Source organism: Microbacterium sp. Root280D1, from assembly GCF_001428975.1.
In the GTDB taxonomy this organism is placed as follows: domain Bacteria; phylum Actinomycetota; class Actinomycetes; order Actinomycetales; family Microbacteriaceae; genus Microbacterium.
In genome coordinates this window covers 70,052-87,800 of record NZ_LMJK01000003.1, presented here as the reverse complement: position 1 = coordinate 87,800, position 17,749 = coordinate 70,052, and the positions used below count along the sequence as shown (strand labels likewise).

22 protein-coding genes are annotated in these 17,749 nt (G+C 67.0%); 9 read left to right on the top strand and 13 right to left on the bottom strand.

The genetic code is table 11. The features are described from left to right. Window positions 1-21: 21 nt before the first annotated feature. Complete coding sequence (gene galE / locus ASE34_RS12860; protein WP_053097760.1) at window positions 22-999, top strand: UDP-glucose 4-epimerase GalE; 978 nt, start codon at window positions 22-24, stop codon at window positions 997-999. Window positions 1,000-1,005: 6 nt separating this feature from the next. Here the strand turns inward: galE and ASE34_RS12855 are convergent, their stop codons facing one another. The 3 genes from ASE34_RS12855 to ASE34_RS12845 are packed head-to-tail and all read right to left on the bottom strand — an operon-like array spanning window position 1,006 to window position 4,372. Further along, entirely contained in the window at window positions 1,006-2,331 is a 1,326-nt protein-coding gene (locus ASE34_RS12855) for an MFS transporter (RefSeq protein WP_056279275.1), read from the bottom strand. Then, window positions 2,328-3,236, bottom strand: a complete 909-nt coding sequence (locus ASE34_RS12850) for a polysaccharide deacetylase family protein (RefSeq protein WP_056279274.1) — start codon at window positions 3,234-3,236, stop codon at window positions 2,328-2,330. The genes ASE34_RS12855 and ASE34_RS12850 overlap by 4 nt, the downstream gene beginning before the upstream one ends. Continuing rightward, window positions 3,233-4,372: an ROK family transcriptional regulator gene (locus tag ASE34_RS12845; RefSeq protein ID WP_056279272.1), complete on the bottom strand. Its 1,140-nt coding sequence runs from the start codon at window positions 4,370-4,372 to the stop codon at window positions 3,233-3,235. Before ASE34_RS12845 ends, ASE34_RS12850 begins: the two co-directional genes overlap by 4 nt. Window positions 4,373-4,529: 157 nt before the next feature. Between ASE34_RS12845 and ASE34_RS12840 the strand changes: the two genes are divergently transcribed. Beyond that, entirely contained in the window at window positions 4,530-4,817 is a 288-nt protein-coding gene (locus ASE34_RS12840) for a hypothetical protein (RefSeq protein WP_056279270.1), read from the top strand. Window positions 4,818-4,831: 14 nt separating this feature from the next. On the opposite strand, the gene ASE34_RS12835 is transcribed toward ASE34_RS12840, so the two are convergent. Continuing rightward, window positions 4,832-6,265: a gamma-aminobutyraldehyde dehydrogenase gene (locus tag ASE34_RS12835; protein WP_053099251.1), complete on the bottom strand. Its 1,434-nt coding sequence runs from the start codon at window positions 6,263-6,265 to the stop codon at window positions 4,832-4,834. A gap of 100 nt (window positions 6,266-6,365) precedes the next feature. On the opposite strand from ASE34_RS12835, the gene ASE34_RS12830 reads away from it, so the two are divergent. From ASE34_RS12830 to ASE34_RS12820, 3 genes are read left to right on the top strand one after another with little or no spacing between them, the layout of a single operon-like run. Beyond that, complete coding sequence (locus tag ASE34_RS12830) at window positions 6,366-6,833, top strand: Lrp/AsnC family transcriptional regulator (protein WP_053097765.1); 468 nt, start codon at window positions 6,366-6,368, stop codon at window positions 6,831-6,833. A gap of 28 nt (window positions 6,834-6,861) precedes the next feature. Next, window positions 6,862-8,268 (top strand): NAD(P)/FAD-dependent oxidoreductase, encoded by a 1,407-nt coding sequence (locus tag ASE34_RS12825; protein ID WP_056279268.1) that lies wholly within the window; start codon window positions 6,862-6,864, stop codon window positions 8,266-8,268. Further along, complete coding sequence (locus ASE34_RS12820; protein ID WP_230101256.1) at window positions 8,265-8,627, top strand: cupin domain-containing protein; 363 nt, start codon at window positions 8,265-8,267, stop codon at window positions 8,625-8,627. The genes ASE34_RS12825 and ASE34_RS12820 overlap by 4 nt, the downstream gene beginning before the upstream one ends. On the opposite strand, the gene ASE34_RS18290 is transcribed toward ASE34_RS12820, so the two are convergent. After that, window positions 8,615-8,746 (bottom strand): hypothetical protein, encoded by a 132-nt coding sequence (locus ASE34_RS18290; RefSeq protein WP_268778170.1) that lies wholly within the window; start codon window positions 8,744-8,746, stop codon window positions 8,615-8,617. The two genes, ASE34_RS12820 and ASE34_RS18290, sit on opposite strands and share 13 nt — an antisense overlap. 24 nt (window positions 8,747-8,770) lie before the next feature. On the opposite strand from ASE34_RS18290, the gene ASE34_RS12815 reads away from it, so the two are divergent. Genes ASE34_RS12815 through ASE34_RS12800 form a run of 4 tightly spaced genes read left to right on the top strand, consistent with a single transcriptional unit; the run spans window position 8,771 to window position 10,813 of the window. After that, on the top strand, window positions 8,771-9,331 hold the full coding sequence (locus ASE34_RS12815) for a hypothetical protein (protein WP_157538245.1): 561 nt from the start codon (window positions 8,771-8,773) through the stop codon (window positions 9,329-9,331). Window positions 9,332-9,338: 7 nt separating this feature from the next. Then, window positions 9,339-9,752, top strand: a complete 414-nt coding sequence (locus ASE34_RS12810; RefSeq protein ID WP_056279265.1) for a hypothetical protein — start codon at window positions 9,339-9,341, stop codon at window positions 9,750-9,752. Window positions 9,753-9,775: 23 nt separating this feature from the next. Beyond that, complete coding sequence (locus ASE34_RS12805; RefSeq protein WP_056279263.1) at window positions 9,776-10,387, top strand: hypothetical protein; 612 nt, start codon at window positions 9,776-9,778, stop codon at window positions 10,385-10,387. Window positions 10,388-10,405: 18 nt separating this feature from the next. Beyond that, the gene (locus ASE34_RS12800) at window positions 10,406-10,813 is read left to right on the top strand and encodes a hypothetical protein (protein WP_056279261.1); all 408 of its coding nucleotides are present in this window, start codon (window positions 10,406-10,408) and stop codon (window positions 10,811-10,813) included. Window positions 10,814-10,837: 24 nt separating this feature from the next. Here the strand turns inward: ASE34_RS12800 and ASE34_RS18350 are convergent, their stop codons facing one another. The 8 genes from ASE34_RS18350 to ASE34_RS12765 all read right to left on the bottom strand — a co-directional run bounded on the left by ASE34_RS18350 (window position 10,838) and on the right by ASE34_RS12765 (window position 17,728). Then, window positions 10,838-11,089, bottom strand: coding sequence for a PASTA domain-containing protein (locus ASE34_RS18350; protein ID WP_056279259.1), 252 nt, complete (start codon window positions 11,087-11,089; stop codon window positions 10,838-10,840). 81 nt (window positions 11,090-11,170) lie between these two features. Continuing rightward, the gene (locus ASE34_RS12790; protein WP_056279257.1) at window positions 11,171-11,554 is read right to left on the bottom strand and encodes a hypothetical protein; all 384 of its coding nucleotides are present in this window, start codon (window positions 11,552-11,554) and stop codon (window positions 11,171-11,173) included. A gap of 149 nt (window positions 11,555-11,703) precedes the next feature. Next, entirely contained in the window at window positions 11,704-12,129 is a 426-nt protein-coding gene (locus ASE34_RS17625; RefSeq protein ID WP_082586638.1) for a VOC family protein, read from the bottom strand. Between the two features lie 12 nt (window positions 12,130-12,141). Beyond that, window positions 12,142-12,693: a GNAT family N-acetyltransferase gene (locus tag ASE34_RS12785; protein ID WP_056279255.1), complete on the bottom strand. Its 552-nt coding sequence runs from the start codon at window positions 12,691-12,693 to the stop codon at window positions 12,142-12,144. An 820-nt stretch (window positions 12,694-13,513) separates the two neighbouring features. Next, window positions 13,514-14,380 carry a WD40/YVTN/BNR-like repeat-containing protein gene (locus ASE34_RS12780; protein WP_082586637.1) on the bottom strand — a complete coding sequence of 289 codons (867 nt, stop codon included), beginning with the start codon at window positions 14,378-14,380 and terminating at the stop codon, window positions 13,514-13,516. A gap of 59 nt (window positions 14,381-14,439) precedes the next feature. Further along, window positions 14,440-15,030, bottom strand: a complete 591-nt coding sequence (locus tag ASE34_RS12775; RefSeq protein WP_056279253.1) for a DUF305 domain-containing protein — start codon at window positions 15,028-15,030, stop codon at window positions 14,440-14,442. Window positions 15,031-15,112: 82 nt separating this feature from the next. Continuing rightward, window positions 15,113-15,574 carry a DUF6153 family protein gene (locus tag ASE34_RS12770; protein WP_230100905.1) on the bottom strand — a complete coding sequence of 154 codons (462 nt, stop codon included), beginning with the start codon at window positions 15,572-15,574 and terminating at the stop codon, window positions 15,113-15,115. Between the two features lie 51 nt (window positions 15,575-15,625). Further along, window positions 15,626-17,728, bottom strand: a complete 2,103-nt coding sequence (locus tag ASE34_RS12765; protein ID WP_235567510.1) for a heavy metal translocating P-type ATPase — start codon at window positions 17,726-17,728, stop codon at window positions 15,626-15,628. Between the last annotated feature and the right edge of the window lie 21 nt (window positions 17,729-17,749).

Below are 17,749 nucleotides of genomic sequence, written 5' to 3'. Positions count from 1 at the left end.
TTCCCCACCCTGAGGAGCACAATGTCCTGGATCGTGACCGGCGGCGCCGGCTACATCGGCTCGCACGTCGTTCGCGCACTGGCGGATGCCGGGCTCACGCCCGTCGTCCTCGACGACCTCTCGAGCGGCGTCGCATCGTTCGTGCCCGAAGGCGTGGCTTTCGTGCAGGGCAGCATCCTCGACCGTGAACTGGTCGAGAAGGCGCTGCGCGATCACGACGCCGAGGGTGTCATCCACGTCGCCGGATACAAGTACGCCGGCGTCTCGGTGCAGCGTCCGCTGCACACCTACGCGCAGAACGTCGAGGGCACTCGGGTGATCCTCGAGGCGATGGATGCCGCGGGCGTCACCAACATCGTGTTCTCGTCGTCGGCGGCCGTGTTCGGCACTCCCGATGTGGCGCTCGTCGTCGAGGAGACCGCCAAGAAGCCGGCGAGCCCCTACGGCGAGTCCAAGCTCATCGGCGAGTGGCTGCTCCGTGACCAGGCGATCGCGACCGCCGACTCCGACAAGCCGCTGCGTCACACCTCGCTGCGCTACTTCAACGTGGTCGGCTCGGCCGACCCGTCGGTCTATGACGTGAGCCCGCACAACCTCTTCCCGATCGTGTTCGAGAAGCTCATCGCCGGCGAGACCCCCCGCATCAACGGCGACGACTACGACACCGAGGACGGCACCAACGTGCGCGACTACGTGCACGTCGGCGACATCGCCGCCGCCCACGTCGCGGCAGCGAAGCGTCTCGCCGGTGGCGAGCCGATCGAGGCCGCATACAACCTCGGCTCGGGCGACGGCCTCAGCGTGAAGCAGATCATGGACGCGGTCGCACGCGTCACGGGCATCGACTTCACCCCTGAGATCGGCCCTCGGCGTCCGGGAGACCCCGACCGCATCGTCGCGACCGGCGAGCTCGCCGCGCGTGACCTCGACTGGAAGATGCGATACACGGTCGACGAGATGGTCCGCACGGGCTGGGAGGCCCGTCAGGCCGCGTCCTGACGTCGGTCAGAGATCGCGCGTGCGGATCGGGTAGAGCCAGAAGCACAGCCACGCGAGGGCGGCGAAGACGAGCGGGACCACCGCGACCATGACGCGGATCCCGCCGTCGACGGCCTCCGGCTGCGCTTCGCCGAGTGAGGCGTCGAAGCCGGATGCCGTGAGCACCACCGCCGCCACGACGGCCTGCAGCACGACCGAGCCGCGCACGACGAAGCCGTTCACCCCGAAGTACGCGCCCTCGCGTCGATGACCGGTGCGCGTGGCGTCCTCGTCGATGATCTGAGCGAGCACGACCTCGAGCAGCTGCAGCAGACCGCCGACGCCGACGCCCACCGCGACGCCGATGAGCGCCGCGGCGAGCACGGTCGACGGCAGCAGGTAGCCGAGCACGGAGATCCCGAACACGGCGACGCTCCACAGCAGCGCGGCGCGGGGTGAGGTGCGGCGCACGATCGCGCTCCACAGCACGATCGACGGGATGGCTGTGACGAAGATCGCCCCCAGCAGCAGGCTCGCCTCTCCCTCGGCGGCGCCCAGCGAGTAGCGCACGTAGAACGGCAGCGCCGCGAGGATGACGGCGATCGAGGTCTGGATGAACAGCGAGCCGAGCACGTAGGGCACGAACGCCCGGTTCGCGAACGTGTACTTCAGCTGGTCGCCCCAGCGCATCGCCTCGGATGCGGCCTCGGGCACTCGACGCTCGATCATGCCGCCGAAGAACGACCAGACGAGCAGCGCGAGGCAGACCGCCGAGAGCACGAGGGCCATTCCCGGCCAGCCGATCGAGTCGTACAACGCAGGGGCACCCGCGGTGCCGAGCACCATGCCGAGGATCGCGAAGATCTGCCGGGGCACGTTGCCACGCGCCCGCTCATCGGTGGTGCGGAAGATCTCGGGGAACAGCGCCGAGATGTTCAGCACGACCACGACGAAGGCGATGTCGTACACCGCCACCACGATCAGGAACCAGACGATCAGCCCGGCGGTCGGCAGCTCCGGCGGCATCCACACCAGCGCGAAGGCGACCACGAGCGGCACGATGCCGAGACCGATCCACGGGATGCGGCGGCCCCACGGCGTGCGGATGCGGTCGGACAGCGCCCCGACGACCGGGTTGAGCACCGCGTTCAGCACGCCGTGCGCGATCATCGCCGCGGCCACCCATGCTGGCGCGACACCGAGGTGGGTGACGTAGAAGTAGACGACGAAAGCCGAGAACGTCTGCGCCATGAGCTGGGTCGGGAACCCCGATGCTCCGAACGCGATGGCCTGAGCCCTCGTGGGGGCGGCGTCGAGTCTTCGGTCGCGCAGCCGCGTCGTCAACGACGTCATGCGCGTCGGCTCCGCTGCAGATCGCGCAGATCGCGCCATCCGAGCCGCACCAGTCCCTCGTCGGCGAACACCTGCAGCACCTCGGGGTCGGAGAGCAGGCGAAGCTCGTGCCCGCGTTTGGCCGCACCGAAGTCGACGGCCGCGCGCAGCTCGTCGTCGTCGACCATCGGATGCAGGTAGATCTCGGTCACTCCGGCCGGAACCGCGCGCAGCAGCGCGATGAACCCGTCGCGCACCTGTTCGTACGACTCGTCCGGCGCCTCTTCGAACGGGTGGCTCCACAGCCGATCGATGATCTCGACGCCGAGCGCATCGGCGGCGGCCGAGGCCTCGGCGAGCTTCGCCTGCAGGGCGGCGTCGTCGCCGGTCCCGTCCATGCTGCGCGGCAGCCGGAACGGCAGGCCGTTGCGGGCGGCGAGCTCGAACACCGGGCCGAGGAAGTCCCGCCCGGTCAGCAGACCGTAGACAGACCCCATGTGGTTGTCGAGATGCGTCACGTCGACCCCGGCATCCAACGCCGTCTGCAGCTGTGCGGCGATCTCGGCGGTGACGTCGTCGACCGACGCGAGCTCTTCGATCGCGAGGACGCCGGCGGGAAAGTACCCCGCGTCGTCGACGAGGGTGGTGTCGGTGCCGGTGAGGGGCCGCCAGCGGTAGTCGGTCCACTCGCTCGTGAGCACGAGGTGCACGCCGACGTCGAGGTCGGCGCGCGAGGCCGCGAAAGCGAGCGCCTCGGGTGCCCACGCGCACGGCACCATGAGCGTCGTCGAGTCGATGTGCCCCGCATCGAGCAGCTGCATGATCGCCGTGTTGGCCGCGTGGCACATGCCGAAGTCGTCGGCGTTGATGATCACGCCCCTGGCTCCCGGCGCGAGGCCGAGGCGATCCGCGAGGTCCGAGGTCATCGCCGACTCCTGTCCGATGCGGGAAGCAACCGCGAGAAGACGGTCGCGCGAAGAGCGGATGCCGCCTCACCGACTGCGCCGACCAGCGGCGCCTCCGGGCCGAACGACGAGACGAGGAGGGTGAGCGGGAGCTGCGGGGCGAGCTCTTCGGCGAAGGCGACCGCCGCTCGGGCCAGCGCCGGGTGGGCGGCCGTGCCGCTGAGGAGGAACGCCTCGGGGTCGAGCACGAGCGCGATGCTGCCCGCGATCAGGGTGAGCCTGCGTCCCATCTCGGCGGCCATGGCGAGTGCGGCCGGATCGCCGGCGGAGGCGGCGTCGAGATGCCGGTCGATCGTCTCGTCCGGGTCACGCCCGTTCGCCACGGCGAGGTCGCGCACGACGGCGTCACCGAGCACGGGAGCGCCGATCGGCAGCGGACTCTGCGGCAGATACATGACCTCGCCGGCCACGCCCGAGAAGCCCCGGTGCAGGGAGCCGTCGATCACGATGCCGGCGCCGAGTCCGTCGTCGAGGAGCAGCAGCGCGAAGCTGCTGAGCGCCGCGCCGGCGCCCTCGGAGAGCTCGGCGAGCGCCGCGAGATTGACGTCGTTCTCCACCCGCACCGGGCAGCCGAGGCGCGTCGACAGGGCGTTCTTGAACGCGCCGCCGTCGGGGCCCTGATCGTCGCGGATGCCTCCGTCGGCGGTGACGATGCCCGGGATGCCGACGACCGCGAGCAGCAGCGGACCGGCCACCGCCCTCTGACAGGCGTCGATGAGCCCGGCGATGTGCTGCACGCGGTCCCCGCGCACGGGGAAGGCGGCGTGGCTCTCGGCCCGCACGGCTCCGGTGGGGTCGACCAGCGCGACGTGGGCGGCGTGGGCGTCGACGTGCACTGCGGCGGCGAGTCCGAGATGAGGATGCAGCGAGACGCGCCCTGCTGCCGGTCCCCGCGTGTCACGGTCGACGCCCGCAGCGGCGACCGCCGACGATGATTCGAGCATCCGCAGCACCTGCGTCACCGCAGTGCGGGAGAGACCGGTCTCGGCGACCAGTTCGGCGCGGGTGAGCGGGCCTCGGCGCGCGAGCGTCTCGAGGATCGCGCGGCCGTTGAGTGTTCGGAGCAGGGTCTGGGGCCCCGCAAGTGGTCGTGCCAAATTGATCCCCCCGGATTCGACGTCCGCCCCAGCTTGACACATCGCGTCATACGTGTCGAGAGATCCGGACCCTGATCCGCGTCATGATCCACGGCCGTGCGCGTCTTGCTTCAGGGAGCCACCGCGGCCCCGTACGACCACAGGGAGGAGGCATCCGATGCGACCGACCATCCCGCACCGGCTCGACCGACGTCCGTCGTCGCGCAGCGACACTCCGACCCCGGCCGTGTACCCCTATGAGGTGACGGCCCTGCTGGAGCGCGGGTGGTGGGTGCTGCACGTCGCCGACCTCGACGTGCGCGGCGTCGCCGCGACGCTCGCCGAGGTCAGATCGGCCGCAGAGCTGCTGCTCGCGCGAGCGCTCGATGCCCCCGTCGGCAGTGTGCCGATGACGATCTCGGTGGTGCGGTTCACGCGAGGGTCGCTCATCCGCTCGCGCTGGTAGCCCGAGACCCGCCGTCAGTCCAGCGCGGACATCACGTGCTTGATGCGCGTGTAGTCGTCGAAGCCGTACTGCGAGAGGTCTTTGCCGTAGCCCGAGTGCTTGAAGCCGCCGTGAGGCATGTCCGAGACGAACGGGATGTGGGTGTTGATCCACACGCAGCCGAAGTCGAGGTCGCGCGAGAAGCGCATCGCGCGGGCATGATCGGCGGTCCACACCGACGATGCGAGGGCGTAGGGCACGTCGTTCGCCATCTCGAGCGCCTGCTCCTCGGTCTCGAACGACTGCACGGTCAGCACCGGGCCGAAGATCTCGCCCTGCACGGCCTCGTCGTCCTGATGCAGACCCGACACGATGGTCGCCTCGAAGAAGTAGCCCTTCTCACCCTGACGCGCACCGCCGGTCTCGATCGTGGCGTGTGCAGGCAGGCGGTCGACGAAGCCCTGCACCTGAGCGAGCTGGGCAGCGCTGCTGAGGGGACCGTAGAGCACGCCCTCCTCGTGCGGGGCGCCCGTGCGGGCATCCGTCTTCGCCTTCTCGACGAGCGCGGCGACGAACTCGTCGTGCACAGACGAGTGCACGAGCACGCGGGTGGCCGCGGTGCAGTCCTGTCCGGCGTTGAAGAACGCGCCGGTGACAATGCCGGATGCCGCCTTGTCGAGGTTCGCATCGGGGAAGACGATCGCGGGCGCCTTGCCGCCGAGCTCGAGGTGCACCCGTTTGACGTCGTTCGCCGCCGATCGTGCGACGGCCATCCCGGCGCGCACGGATCCGGTGATGGCGACCATCTGCGGCGTCGGATGCTCGACCAGTGCCACGCCGGTGTCGCGGTCGCCGAGCACGACGTTGAGCGTGCCGGCGGGCGTGTGCAGCGCGACGATCTCGGCGAGCAGCAGGGTGGTCAGGGGCGTCGACTCGGCGGGCTTCAGCACCACCGTGTTGCCTGCGGCGAGCGCCGGGGCGATCTTCCACACGGCCATGTTCAGCGGATAGTTCCAGGGGGTGACCTGCCCGATCACGCCGATCGGCTCGCGGCGCACGAACGAGGTGTGGCCGGCGAGGTACTCCCCCGCCGCGCGTCCTTCGAGACTGCGGGCGGCTCCGGCGAAGAAGCGCAGCTGGTCGATCGACTGCAGGATCTCGTCGGTCACGAGGCTGGCACGCGGCTTGCCGGTGTCCTTCGACTCGAGGTCGGCGAACTCCTCGGCGCGGGTCTGCATCTCATCGGCGATGCGGAACAGCGCGAGCTGGCGATCGGCGGGAGTGGTGTCGCGCCAGATCGGGAACGCGGCGGATGCGGCGGCGTAAGCGGCGTCCACGTCGGAGGCGTCCGAGACCGGCAGCTCGCCGTAGGCCTCCTCGGTCACCGGGTCGATCAGCGGCATCCGCTTCTGTCCGCTCACGGGAACGTACTGCCCGCCGATGAAGTTCTGTAGGAGTTCTGTGGCCATGCTCGCCATGCTAGCGATCGGATCACGAATACAGAAGAGTGAAGTGATCTTAACGATGGAATCAGTTGCCAGGGAGCGCCGATCCTGTCAATATCGACACATGAGCACCACGCCGAAGCAGCCCGTGTTGGACGACATCTCGAAGCGGATCGTTGAGCTGCTGCAGGAGGACGGTCGACGGCCCTATGCCGAGATCGGTCGAGAGGTGGGGCTCAGCGAGGCGGCAGCGCGTCAGCGCGTGCAGCGGATGACCGAGGCGGGCATCATCCAGATCGTCGCGGTGACCGACCCGATGCAGCTCGGCTTCAACCGCATGTCCATGATCGGCATCCGCGTCACGGGCGACCCGCGACTGATCGCCGAGGAGCTGACGAAGATCACCGAACTCGCGTACGTCGTCGTCACGCTCGGCACGTTCGACATCCTCGTCGAGGCGGTGTGCGAGAGCGACAGCCACCTGCTCGATCTGATCGCGACCCGCATCCGTACGATCCCCGGCATCACGCACACCGAGAGCCTGCTCTACGCAGGGCTCTACAAAGACCTCTACAACTGGGGCACGCGCTGAGGCGCGGGTCCGGAACCAGGAGAACACCATGGGAACCACGGTCTTCGAACGTCGCCGCCCCGCGGATGCCGTGATCGATGCCTCGCTGCGCGACACCGCGTTCAGCGTGTTCTGGCTCGATGACGTCGAGCGTGTCTCGCACCCCGCACTCACCGAGAGCATCACGGCCGACCTCGCCATCGTCGGCGGCGGCTACGCCGGTCTCTGGACCGCCGTGCGCGCGAAGGAGCGCGATCCTCAGCGCAAGGTCGTGCTGCTCGAGGCGTCGCGCATCGCGTGGGCGGCGTCGGGCCGCAACGGAGGGTTCTGCGAGGCGAGCCTCACGCACGGGCACGAGAACGGCCTCACGCGCTGGCCCGACGAGATCGACCGCCTGGAAGAGCTGGGGATCGAGAACCTCGACGGCATCGAAGAGACCGTGAAGCGGTACGGCATGGATGTCGACTTCGAGCGCACCGGCCAGCTGGCCGTCGCCGTCGAGCCGCACCAGGTCGAGTGGCTGCGCGAGGAGGAGGGATTCCTCGACCGCGAGGCCGTGCAGGCCGAGGTGCATTCCGACACGTTCCTCGCCGGCGCCTGGGAGCGCGATGCCTGTGCGCTCGTGCACCCCGCCAAGCTCGGTCTCGAGCTGGCGCGCGTCGCGGTCGAACTCGGGGTCGAGATCTACGAGCAGTCGCTCGTGCGCGAGGTCATCGGCGACGGATCGAGCGCGATCACGCTCGTCACACGTGACGGCGGGCAGGTGCGAGCGGATGCCGTGGCTCTCGCCACGAACGTCTTCCCCTCGCTGCTCAAGCGCAACCGCCTGATGACCGTTCCCGTCTACGACTACGTGCTCATGACCGAGCCGCTGACCGACGAGCAACTGGCGTCGATCGGGTGGTCGAACCGCCAGGGCCTGGCCGACAGCGCCAACCAGTTCCACTACTACCGCCTCACCGCCGACAATCGCATCCTGTTCGGCGGATACGACGCGGTCTACCATTTCGGCGGCAAGGTGCGACCCGAGTACGAGGACCGCGCCGAGAGCCACCGCAAGCTCGCCTCGCACTTCTTCACGACGTTCCCCCAGCTCGAGGGGCTGCGCTTCACGCATCGGTGGGCGGGGGCGATCGACTCGTCGAGTCGCTTCTGCGCGTTCTTCGGCACCGCCCGCAAAGGACGCGTCACCTACGCGACCGGGTTCACCGGGCTCGGCGTCGGCGCCGCGCGCTTCGCCGCCGACGTCATGCTCGACAAGCTGTCGGGCGAGCCGACCGAGCGCACCGAGCTCGCGATGGTGCGCGAGAAGCCGATCCCGTTCCCGCCCGAGCCCGTCGCCTCGATCGGCGTCAACCTCGTGCGAGCCGCGATGAACCGGGCCGATCACAACGAGGGCAAGCGCAACCAGTTCCTCAAGACGCTGGATGCCGTCGGCATGGGCTTCGACTCGTGAGCGAGCTCGCGCCGGGCGAGCTCGCGCCGGGAACCGGAGTGGATGCCGCGGCGCTGCCGCTGATGCACGAACCGCTGCCCGTGGAGGACGTGCTCATCGGTCGCCCGACGACGGCGGCGCAGGCGTTGGGGACTCTGGGTGAGGTCGAGATCGGCATCTGGGAGATGACGCCGGGCACGGCATCGGACATCGAGGTCGACGAGGTGTTCGTCGTGCTGACCGGTCAGGCGCGGATCGAGTTCGTCGACCCCCCGCTGCCCGCCGTCGAGGTCGGCCCCGGGTCGGTCGTGCGCCTCGCCGCGGGGCAGCGCACCGCGTGGACGGTCACCGAGACGCTGCGGAAGATCTATATCGCCTGACGTGCGGCATCGACGGCGACCGCCTGGATGCCGCGCATGAGTGTGTGCCTTCCGTCGGCGAGCTCGTTCCGATCACCGATTCCTCGGTGGATGTTCGGCGCGGCCGTCGATAGTGTCATGGGCAAAGCACAAAGGGGGGCATCGTGTCTCAGACCGCGAGGCGGGACGCGCCGACGACAGAGTCCGCAGTGCCGGGCATGGAGATCATCGCTCGCGTTCGGCGCCTGGTCGTGGTCGCCCTGGTCGCCGCTCTGGGCTACTCGACGTTCATGACGAGCGGAAAGGGATACTGCCCAGGAGGCGTCGCAGCGGACGGCGGTTTCATCGATGCAGCCGGCAAGGCGACCGAGACCGCGCCGACGTGCGTGTATCTCGCTCTGCAGCCCAGCCCGTTGATCCTCTTCGCGTTCGCCGCGATCGCATTGGCGGCGATCACCGCGGTGCTGCGCCGCGCGCAAGACATCCCCTCAGCAATCCGATACCTCGATCGGGCCGCTGCTGCCGTTGCGATCCTCGCCGTCGTCTCGGTCGCGATCAGCCAGATCTGGTTCGCGATGATCCCGATCACCGAGTGGGACGGAACAGGGACGTTCTTCTACCCTTTCCCCTTCGGATCCGTAGAACTCACGACCGAACCGATGTCCTCTGGTCAGGCAATGCTCGTCGAGCTGGCGACGGAGCATGCTCAGAACGCTCACCTATGATCTCTGCATGCGTCGACCTTGGCTGTTCGGTGGTTCTCTGGTGGCGGCCCTGTTGGTGATGACCGGCTGCGGCCTCGTGCCGCCGGCGAGCGGTCCCGATCGCTCCGAAACCGTGCCTGTGCCGGGTGGCACGTGCGAGATCGAATGGTGGCTCAGCCCCGCGGTCGACGATCCGCCCGCCGAGGCCAGCAGCATCGCCGCCAAAGCTCTCGATGAGGCGGCGGTCAGCGAGTCTCAGTGGTCGGAGTGGTATTCGCTACTCGACGATGATCCTGACCTCGACTCCGTTCCCGAGATCAGGCTCCGAGGGTCCGCCTACTTGGAATCCGTGCGGGAGGACGTGCGGGCCGCTCTGGAAGAAGCGGGCTACCCCGATATCGAGCGAGTCATCGAGGTGTATTCGCACCTGTCCTGCTCGTGATGCGTTCGTGAAAGAGAGCGGCGATGAGTGAGCGCACCCTCACGGCATCCGAGCGCCCGCGGATGCTGCAGATTGCGGCGACAGTGGCAGTGGCCGCAGCGACGATCGCGGTGATCGGCGTGGCCGTGGTCGATTCCGCATCCGGTGGCGATGCTCAGCTGCTGCTCGGCACCTTGCCGTCACGACACATCATCGGAGCATCCACGATCCTCGCGTTCATCGCGATCAGCTACATGCTCTGCACCGTCTCGGCGCCTTCCGGCTGGCTCGGACCGATCGTGATCGGGCGACTGCTGTCGATCGGCGGAAACGTGGTGGCAGTGTTCTGGGGGTTTCTGATCATGCCGTGGCTCGTCACCCCCCTACTGGTTGACGGGTGCGAATCGAGATACGTCGTCGAAGAGAGGTCCTTCCTCTTCCTGTCATCGATAGACGTGCTCGAGCAGGATGGGCTGCTCGCCACCCCTGTCCTGCACACGAGCGCGGACGACGGCCATCAGCCGTTCACCGCCGGCGACTACGGCACGCGGGTCGCCGACGGGCAGATCGCCGGATGGTTCGCCCTCGAGCCCGGATCGGCCGCGAGGCTGACCAGGTTCGAGCTTCCGCTGCTCCAGTCGCCGAACTGCCAGTAGCTGTCGCTGCCGACGCCCGTGACTGCGCTCGCGCCCGCCACGTGCCACTATGGGGCCGTGCGGATCGTCGGCAGTGCCTCCCTGACCATCGCCGCGACGCTCATCGGACTTTTCGGGGCTCTCATGCTCGGCTTAGCCGGCCTCAGCTTGGCGGGCCCCGGCCTCAGCTGGGGAGGCCCCGGCGTCACGGTCATCGAGTACGCCGAATCGGACGATACCGAGCGGGCGATCGGTATCGGGATGGGCATCATCGCGCTTGTGGTCTGGCTCGTGCTGCTGCTGTCGGCCGTGCTGGTGGGGCTAGGCGGCGTGCATCCGAAGCGCGAGCGACGTGCCACGGTATGGAGCATCGTGGGGCTCAGCACGGTCCTCGTGATGGGGGCGCTGATCGCCGTGCTGGCTACGCCGCCTCCCCTGTACCACTAACCCGCTACCGACGGGTCCGCTTCGTCAGCGTTCCTCGTGAGGCTCTTCATCGACGCGAATCGCTACCGATGAGTGCCGGGTCACGATCGTCCCGGCAGGGGGCGTCTGATGCAAGACGAGGTAGTTCCGCCCCCATGCCAGTGCGCCGATCGGCGGACCGTCAGGGTCTGGATTGGCGAGGGTCACACCCGCGGCCGAGGCAATCTCTTGGGCGGCCCGGAATGACATGCCCTCGACCAGTGGAACCGTGACCGCTTCTCCCACGCTCTCCCACATGAGATGGACACTACGCCGCCGAAGGCCCACTCGTGTCCGACATCTACCGTGTACGTCAGCAACGACTGATACCGTTTCGCGCTACTGGTTGAGAAGATTCGTTTCGGCGATGAGGTCGAGACGGGACAACAGCAGGTCTCCGGTCGACGCAACGATCGCGAACGCGTTGATGGTGATAGCGACCGCGATGGCGGCGAGAACCGCTATTTGCGTGAGACGGTATCGGCGCTTCCACGCAATTCCGACCACCAAGAATCCGGTCAGAACGGCGATAACCTGGCCGGCGACAGTAGCAAACGCCATGCGCATAGCGCTGTCTTCGGTGAGTGCGCCCCAGCTGTTGAATGCCGTCGCAAAGGCGAGCGGGACGACGACAACGCCGAGTGCAAGGATCGCGATGGGCCGGAGTTGCGGCCGACGATGCGGAGCCGCCGTTGAACCCTGCTCGGCGATCTGGGCTGTCATGAGCCCGACGGTATCAGGGGCAGACGCGTACCCGCCAGAGCACTTCTGGTCAGGGGCCCACAGGCTCTTTGCTGGCAGGTCGCCTGCCGCAGTCGATCGTTTCCGGCGGAGATCGCGGTCAATCTAGGAACGGTTGCCGCAAAGGTGCGTCAGAACCGTAAAGCGGCAGAGGTTTCCGGCGATGGACGGAATTCGTCCGCGACGATCTCTGCTTTGAAGCCTGCGGAGTTCTCAAGCCAGCCCGCGTAGTGTTTTGCTCCACCCGCGTGCGGGTATCGATCGTGATACAGCGGCTGCCACCCATGTGCCACGGCGGTTGCCATGATCGCATCCACGGCGGCGGCGGTACTGGCTTTGAATGCGAGATGATTCACGCCAGGAGTTCTGCGGTCGTGCGTCGATCCGCTCAGGTTTGGTGACGTCGTCAACGTGACGTAAGCGCCGCCCGCTGCCCAGGACTCGCCGTCAGCCCACCTACTCTCACGTTCGAAGTTCAGCTCGCGGAGCAACCAGCCCCATTCGGCGAGCACTGGGGCATCGGCAACCCAGATCTCCACATGGTGTATTCCCGGCACATCGCCAGTCTCTCAGTTCGGTCGTCGCGCTAACCGTGAGTACATGTACATATCGCGCGGTTGGCCGCCCACCCGTTTCCAATTGCGGAGTAGGCCCTCACGCTCGTAGCCCGCCTGTTCGGCTACCCGCCAGGAGCCTTCGTTCCAAGGCTCCACGTACAGCTCGACTCGATCGAGTTCCTCGAGTCTGACGGCCCACGATGTAAGGGTGGTCAAGGCGTCGTGCGCGAATCCCTGGCGTCGACGTGAACTGGCAACCCAATAGCCAGCGCTGGCTCGGGCGGATGCGCCCGGGGTGAAGAAGAGCCCGATGTGGCCGACTGCCTTATCGTCGTGATCAGCGATCGCGAACGCGTAGCCGGCTCCGTCCCGCAGACGTGCATGTTGCCGCTCAATGAAAGCCAAAGCCGCCCTCTCATCCGGAGTCGTCGGCACGCTGGTCAGTTGAGGGATCAAGGGGTCCTGAGAGGCCTCCATGACAATCGCAGTATCCGAGTGGCGCCATGCCCGAAGTGTGACCGTCTCGCCGGTGAGCGTCGGCAGGAACAATGGGATGGAAGTCATCCCTCATGGTGACACGTGAGGGATGACAGCAGGAGGACCGCACAGCAGACGTCCGCCAGAAATGATCGTTTAGGGCGCAGTCGCGTGGAGCGCCGTGGACGCCTTGCCGCAAACGGTGTTCAAAACGTGGTTCTGACAGACGTTTCCGGAGGTTGAGTTTGTCAAGTAGTTCGCATCACAGTACGAGCGGGAACCAGTGTCGATCGCGCAGTTGGGAGTCATCGCCGATGCTCACCCAGGTGCCTTCAGCAATCGGGGCGATCTTTGAGGTCCACACCCCGAAGTGTGCGTGCGGCGTCGGCCAGGCATAGCCATCTTGCGGTGAGTCGACGACATTTCGCACAGCTCCCGCAAACTTGAGTTGAGTACGGTAGCCGGTTATCTGCTCGGCGAGGCTGGTGATTCCGAACGCGCCACTCGGATCGTTGGGTCCGACTAGCCGCATTGGTAGGTCGAGTCGCCCGGTTTCCGGCCGGGGCAAGCAGAAGACCCGGTCTTCCTGCCGGAGCAGAAGCCGGACGACGCACATGGGTGTAGGCGGAGTGCTTCGGCGGATCACTTCGGCACGCCCTCGGGAAGGAAGCCACCCGGCGTCCGGTGTTATGTGAAGGACAATCTCATCTTCAGCAACCACCCCGCGAGCGTAGCTGAGTCAGCGGTGCGCACGCCCACTCGCGCCGACAACGATCGTTTTTCGCAGCAGCAGTTAGTCGGCGCTTGAGGCGTGCCGCTATGGTTCGCCGAAACCTCGTATCGGCAGACAGTTTCGGCGTGTAGCGGGACAGGTGAGCGTCTTTCGCTGGAGATATCGTCCTCTCGTTTACTTGGCTATTGCCGCCAGGCCGCTGTCATCGAAGACCAAGATGTCACCGTCGTTCGTGGTCGCGAGCGCTTGCGCGGAGCCATGAGTGACGCCGGCTGGAACCCACTCGGCTTTGGATCCTGTGCTGGCCCAGATCTGTCCGCCGCGACCGACACCGACAAGCCGTTTGCCGTCAGGTGACACGGCGAGTAGATAGAGCGCAGGCGCCTCGTTCAGAGGTGTAAAAGTGGTGCCCTCATCAGTGCTGATTTGCACCCCGTCTGGGGTGGCGGCGATCAGTTGCCCTTCACTGTCGATGACGAGGCTGAACGCCAGAATTTCTCCGACCGCCGACCAGGTCTCACCGAGGTCGTCAGTGCGGAGGAGCTCCGCAGAGTCCGAGGCGATCCCGTAGAGGGTGTCGTTCTTCCCGACGGCAAGCACGTGGAAGTCTTTCTCGTCGGTGAATGAGACAGGCGTCCAAGATCTGGCGCTGTCGTCGCTCCGGATGATTCCGAGGTTGGGGGAGCCGAGTTCTGGGGCCGTGGTCGGTCCGGGATGCCCGGACGCGAGGAGAGCATCACCGACAGTGATGAGGCCCATTGCGTCGAAGTCGGTCGTCTCGATACGCGAGCCGACCTCCCCATCCGGTGTGGCCGTGTAGATCCCGTCATGGGCACCCAGGAGGTATCCGTCCTCGGAGGGGTTAGGCACGATCGCGTGGACGTGGCTGATGGACGCGGCGTGGTCGTGCCCGGTGGTGGGCTCGGCGGGTGCCGCGCAGCCGGCCAGCACAATGCTGGCCGCGATCGTTGTGGAGAGCGTGAGTGCCGCTCGGTGTCGCTGTCGAAAAGTGGGCAACGTGAGCTTCTTGAGGGTTCGCATGATGGTGTGCGCAACAGATCACGAGGTGGGGTGCGGGAGCCCCGCACCCCACCCAGGGATCACAGAGTTGCGAGGATCTCCTTCATGGTGGCGATCTCGTCGGTTTGCGTGTCGATGATCGTCTCAGCGAGTGCGATGGCGTCGCTGTTTTGACCGTTGTCGACTTCTTCTTGTGCCATGTCGACAGCGCCCTCGTGGTGCTGGATCATCTGCTCGAGGAACAGACGCCCTGCATCGGGACCGGTGGCATCTTCGAGGGCCTGCATGTCTTCTTCGGACATCATGCCGTCGCCATGGTCCATGCCACCCATGTTGCCCATGTCCGCGTCCCAGTCTTCGAGCCACTGATCCATCTTCTGGATCTCGGGCTCCTGAGCGGCCTTGATCTCTTCCGCGAGGGCGACGACGCGCTCATCGACACCGTCCTTGCTGAGCAGGAGATCGGACATCTCGATGGCCTGCTCGTGGTGCTCCTTCATCATGCGGGCGAACATGACGTCGTCGGTGTTCGCGTCGGCGGATGCGGAGGAGCCGCTGCCGTGGTCCATGCCGTCCATGCCGTTATCGGAGCCGGTCGTGACGACGCAGCCCGTGAGGGCGAGCAGGGCAGTGAGGGTGAGTGCGGCGATGGCCGCGGGTCGAATCTTCATGAGTGTTCTCCAAGGGTCGGTGATGAGGCCCGGCTATTGCCGGTGCCAGGGGTGCGTGCCCGCAGAGCGGGCTAGCGCGTTATCACGTGCGACTGATGCAGAGAACCGTGAGAGAGGGGGGTGGCGGAAGGGCGTGGGCACGGGCGGGCCAGCGCATGGTCGCGGCCGTAAGTATTGCGATCAGTGTCGCGTGCCGCCAGCCGAGCCCGATCCGCCCGAGCAGGATCGTGGCGACTAGGAGCGCGAGAACGCACGCCATCCACGTCATTGGGTCCCCGCCCCCGCACGTCGCGCATCCCGCATCCGCCGTCGGTGAGTCCGGCACGGCGGCGGCTGCGGACGTGTCGTGGTGATGGGCAGATACATCGGCCTGGGTGCTGACAGCGACGGTGTCGTGGTGGCCGGCAGTTGTCGCGTGCGAGTTGAAGGAGTGCATCGCCAGCAGACCCGCGATGACGCCCACCGCGACCGCGAGGACGGCCAAGACGGTATGGGTGAGCGTGCGCGGTCCCCGCACCTGTTGTGCGACGTTGATCAGCGACATACTCACCTCCCGTTCTCCTCAGCCTACGTCCGTCACCCTGACCGTTTCTTGCTACTTACCCGCTACTGCGTCCGGGCGGAGATCCAGCCGGCGCAGCAGCTGCGCGTTGAGCGCGACGACGATGGTCGACAGGGACATCAGCACGGCCCCCACGGACATCGGGAGCACGAACCCGATGGGGGCGAGCACGCCGGCCGCGAGCGGGACGGAGAGCAGGTTGTAGCCAGCGGCCCACCAGAGGTTCTGCTTCATCTTCCGGTAGCTGGCCCGTGACAGTTCGATCACCGACAGCACCGACCGAGGGTCGTCGCTGGCGAGGATGACCCCGGCCGAGGCGATCGCGACGTCCGTTCCCGCGCCGATCGCGATACCGACATCCGCCTGCGCGAGCGCGGGGGCGTCGTTCACGCCGTCTCCGACCATCGCGACCTTGCGGCCCTCGCCCTGCAGTTCTTTCACCTTCGAGGCCTTGTCCTCCGGCCGCACCCCGGCGAAGTACCGGTCGATACCCAGCTCGCCCGCCACGGAGGCGGCCACCGCGTCGGCATCACCGGTGATCATGACGACTTGCACACCCCGCTCGTGGAGGGCCTCGACGGCATGACGCGACTCTGAGCGGATCTCATCCGCCAATCGCAGTGCGCCCGCGACCTGACCGTCGACGAGGACGTGGAGGATGATCGCACCCTCATTGCGCCACTCATCGGCAACCGCCAGCTCCTGGGCGTTCTCCTGCTCGAGCATGTACGGCCCACCGACCTGCACGATGTGCCCATCGACACGCGCACGGACCCCGACCGCCGGCGAGGACTCGAAGTCGGACGAGGCAGGGACCGTGAGGTTCTTCTCCTTCGCCGCGTTGACGATCGCGCGAGCGAGCGGGTGCTCAGAGTCGGCTTCCGCGGCAGCGGCCCAGGCCAACAGCTGGTCAGAATCGGTGCCGGACACGGGGTCGATCGCGGTGACGGCGGGGGTGCCCTTGGTGAGAGTGCCGGTCTTGTCGAACAAGACGGTGTCGACGGTGCGCATACTCTCCAACGCGAGACGATCCTTGATCAGCACACCCCCACGAGCCGCCCGCTCCGTCGCGATCGACACAACGAGCGGGATCGCCAGGCCCAGAGCGTGCGGGCACGCGATCACCAGCACGGTGATCGTGCGGATCACCGCGGCGTCGGGCATGCCGACAACCGTCCAGACGATCGCGGTGATCGCGGCAGCGCCGAGCGCGAACCAGAACAACCACCCGGCAGCTTTGTCAGCGAGCCGTTGCGCCCGCGACGACGAGCTCTGCGCCTCGGTCACCAGCTTCTGGATACCTGCGAGAGCAGTGTCCTCGCCGATCGCGGTGATCTCCACCCGCACACCGGAGTCGGTCGCGACGGTGCCGGCGATGACCTGGTCGCCGTCGCTGCGGCGCACGGGCCGGGATTCTCCGGTGATCATCGACTCGTCCATGCTGGCCGAGCCCTGCACGATCCGCCCGTCTGCGGGGACCCGCCCGCCCGGGCGCACCACCACCACGTCACCCACCAGCAGATCAGACGGGGCAACCGTGACGGTTGTATCGCCCTCGATCTTTTCCGCCTCGTCAGGCAGCAACGCAGCCAAGGAATCCAACGCTGAGGTCGTCTGCGCGAGGGAACGCATCTCGATCCAGTGACCGAGCAGCATGATCACGATCAGCAGGGCCAGCTCCCACCAGAAGTCCAGTTCGTGGTGCAGCAGGCCCAGGCTCGCGCCCCATGATGCGAGGAACGCGACCGTGATCGCGAGAGCGATCAGCAGCATCATGCCGGGCTTGCGGGCCCGGAGTTCGCTCACCGCACCGGTGAGGAACGGCGCCCCGCCCCACACATACATGACCGTTCCGAGAACCGGGGACACCCAACCGACCCACGCAGCGTCCGGCAGCGGGTATCCGAGCAGCATCGAGAACATCATCGAAAACCCGACGACCGGAACCGCAAGGACCAGCATGATCCAGAACAACCGCCGGAACTGGCCCACATGATCACCGTGCCCACCATGTCCGCCATGTTCTGGCGAAGCGTCGTGATCGTGACTCATCGCAGCGTGGTCATGCTCCGTTGTCGGCGCCGCGCCGTGGTTCTCGTGTGCGGCGCGATGGCTGTGTTCGTCATGCTGGCTCATCGGAACTCCTTGCTCAGATGC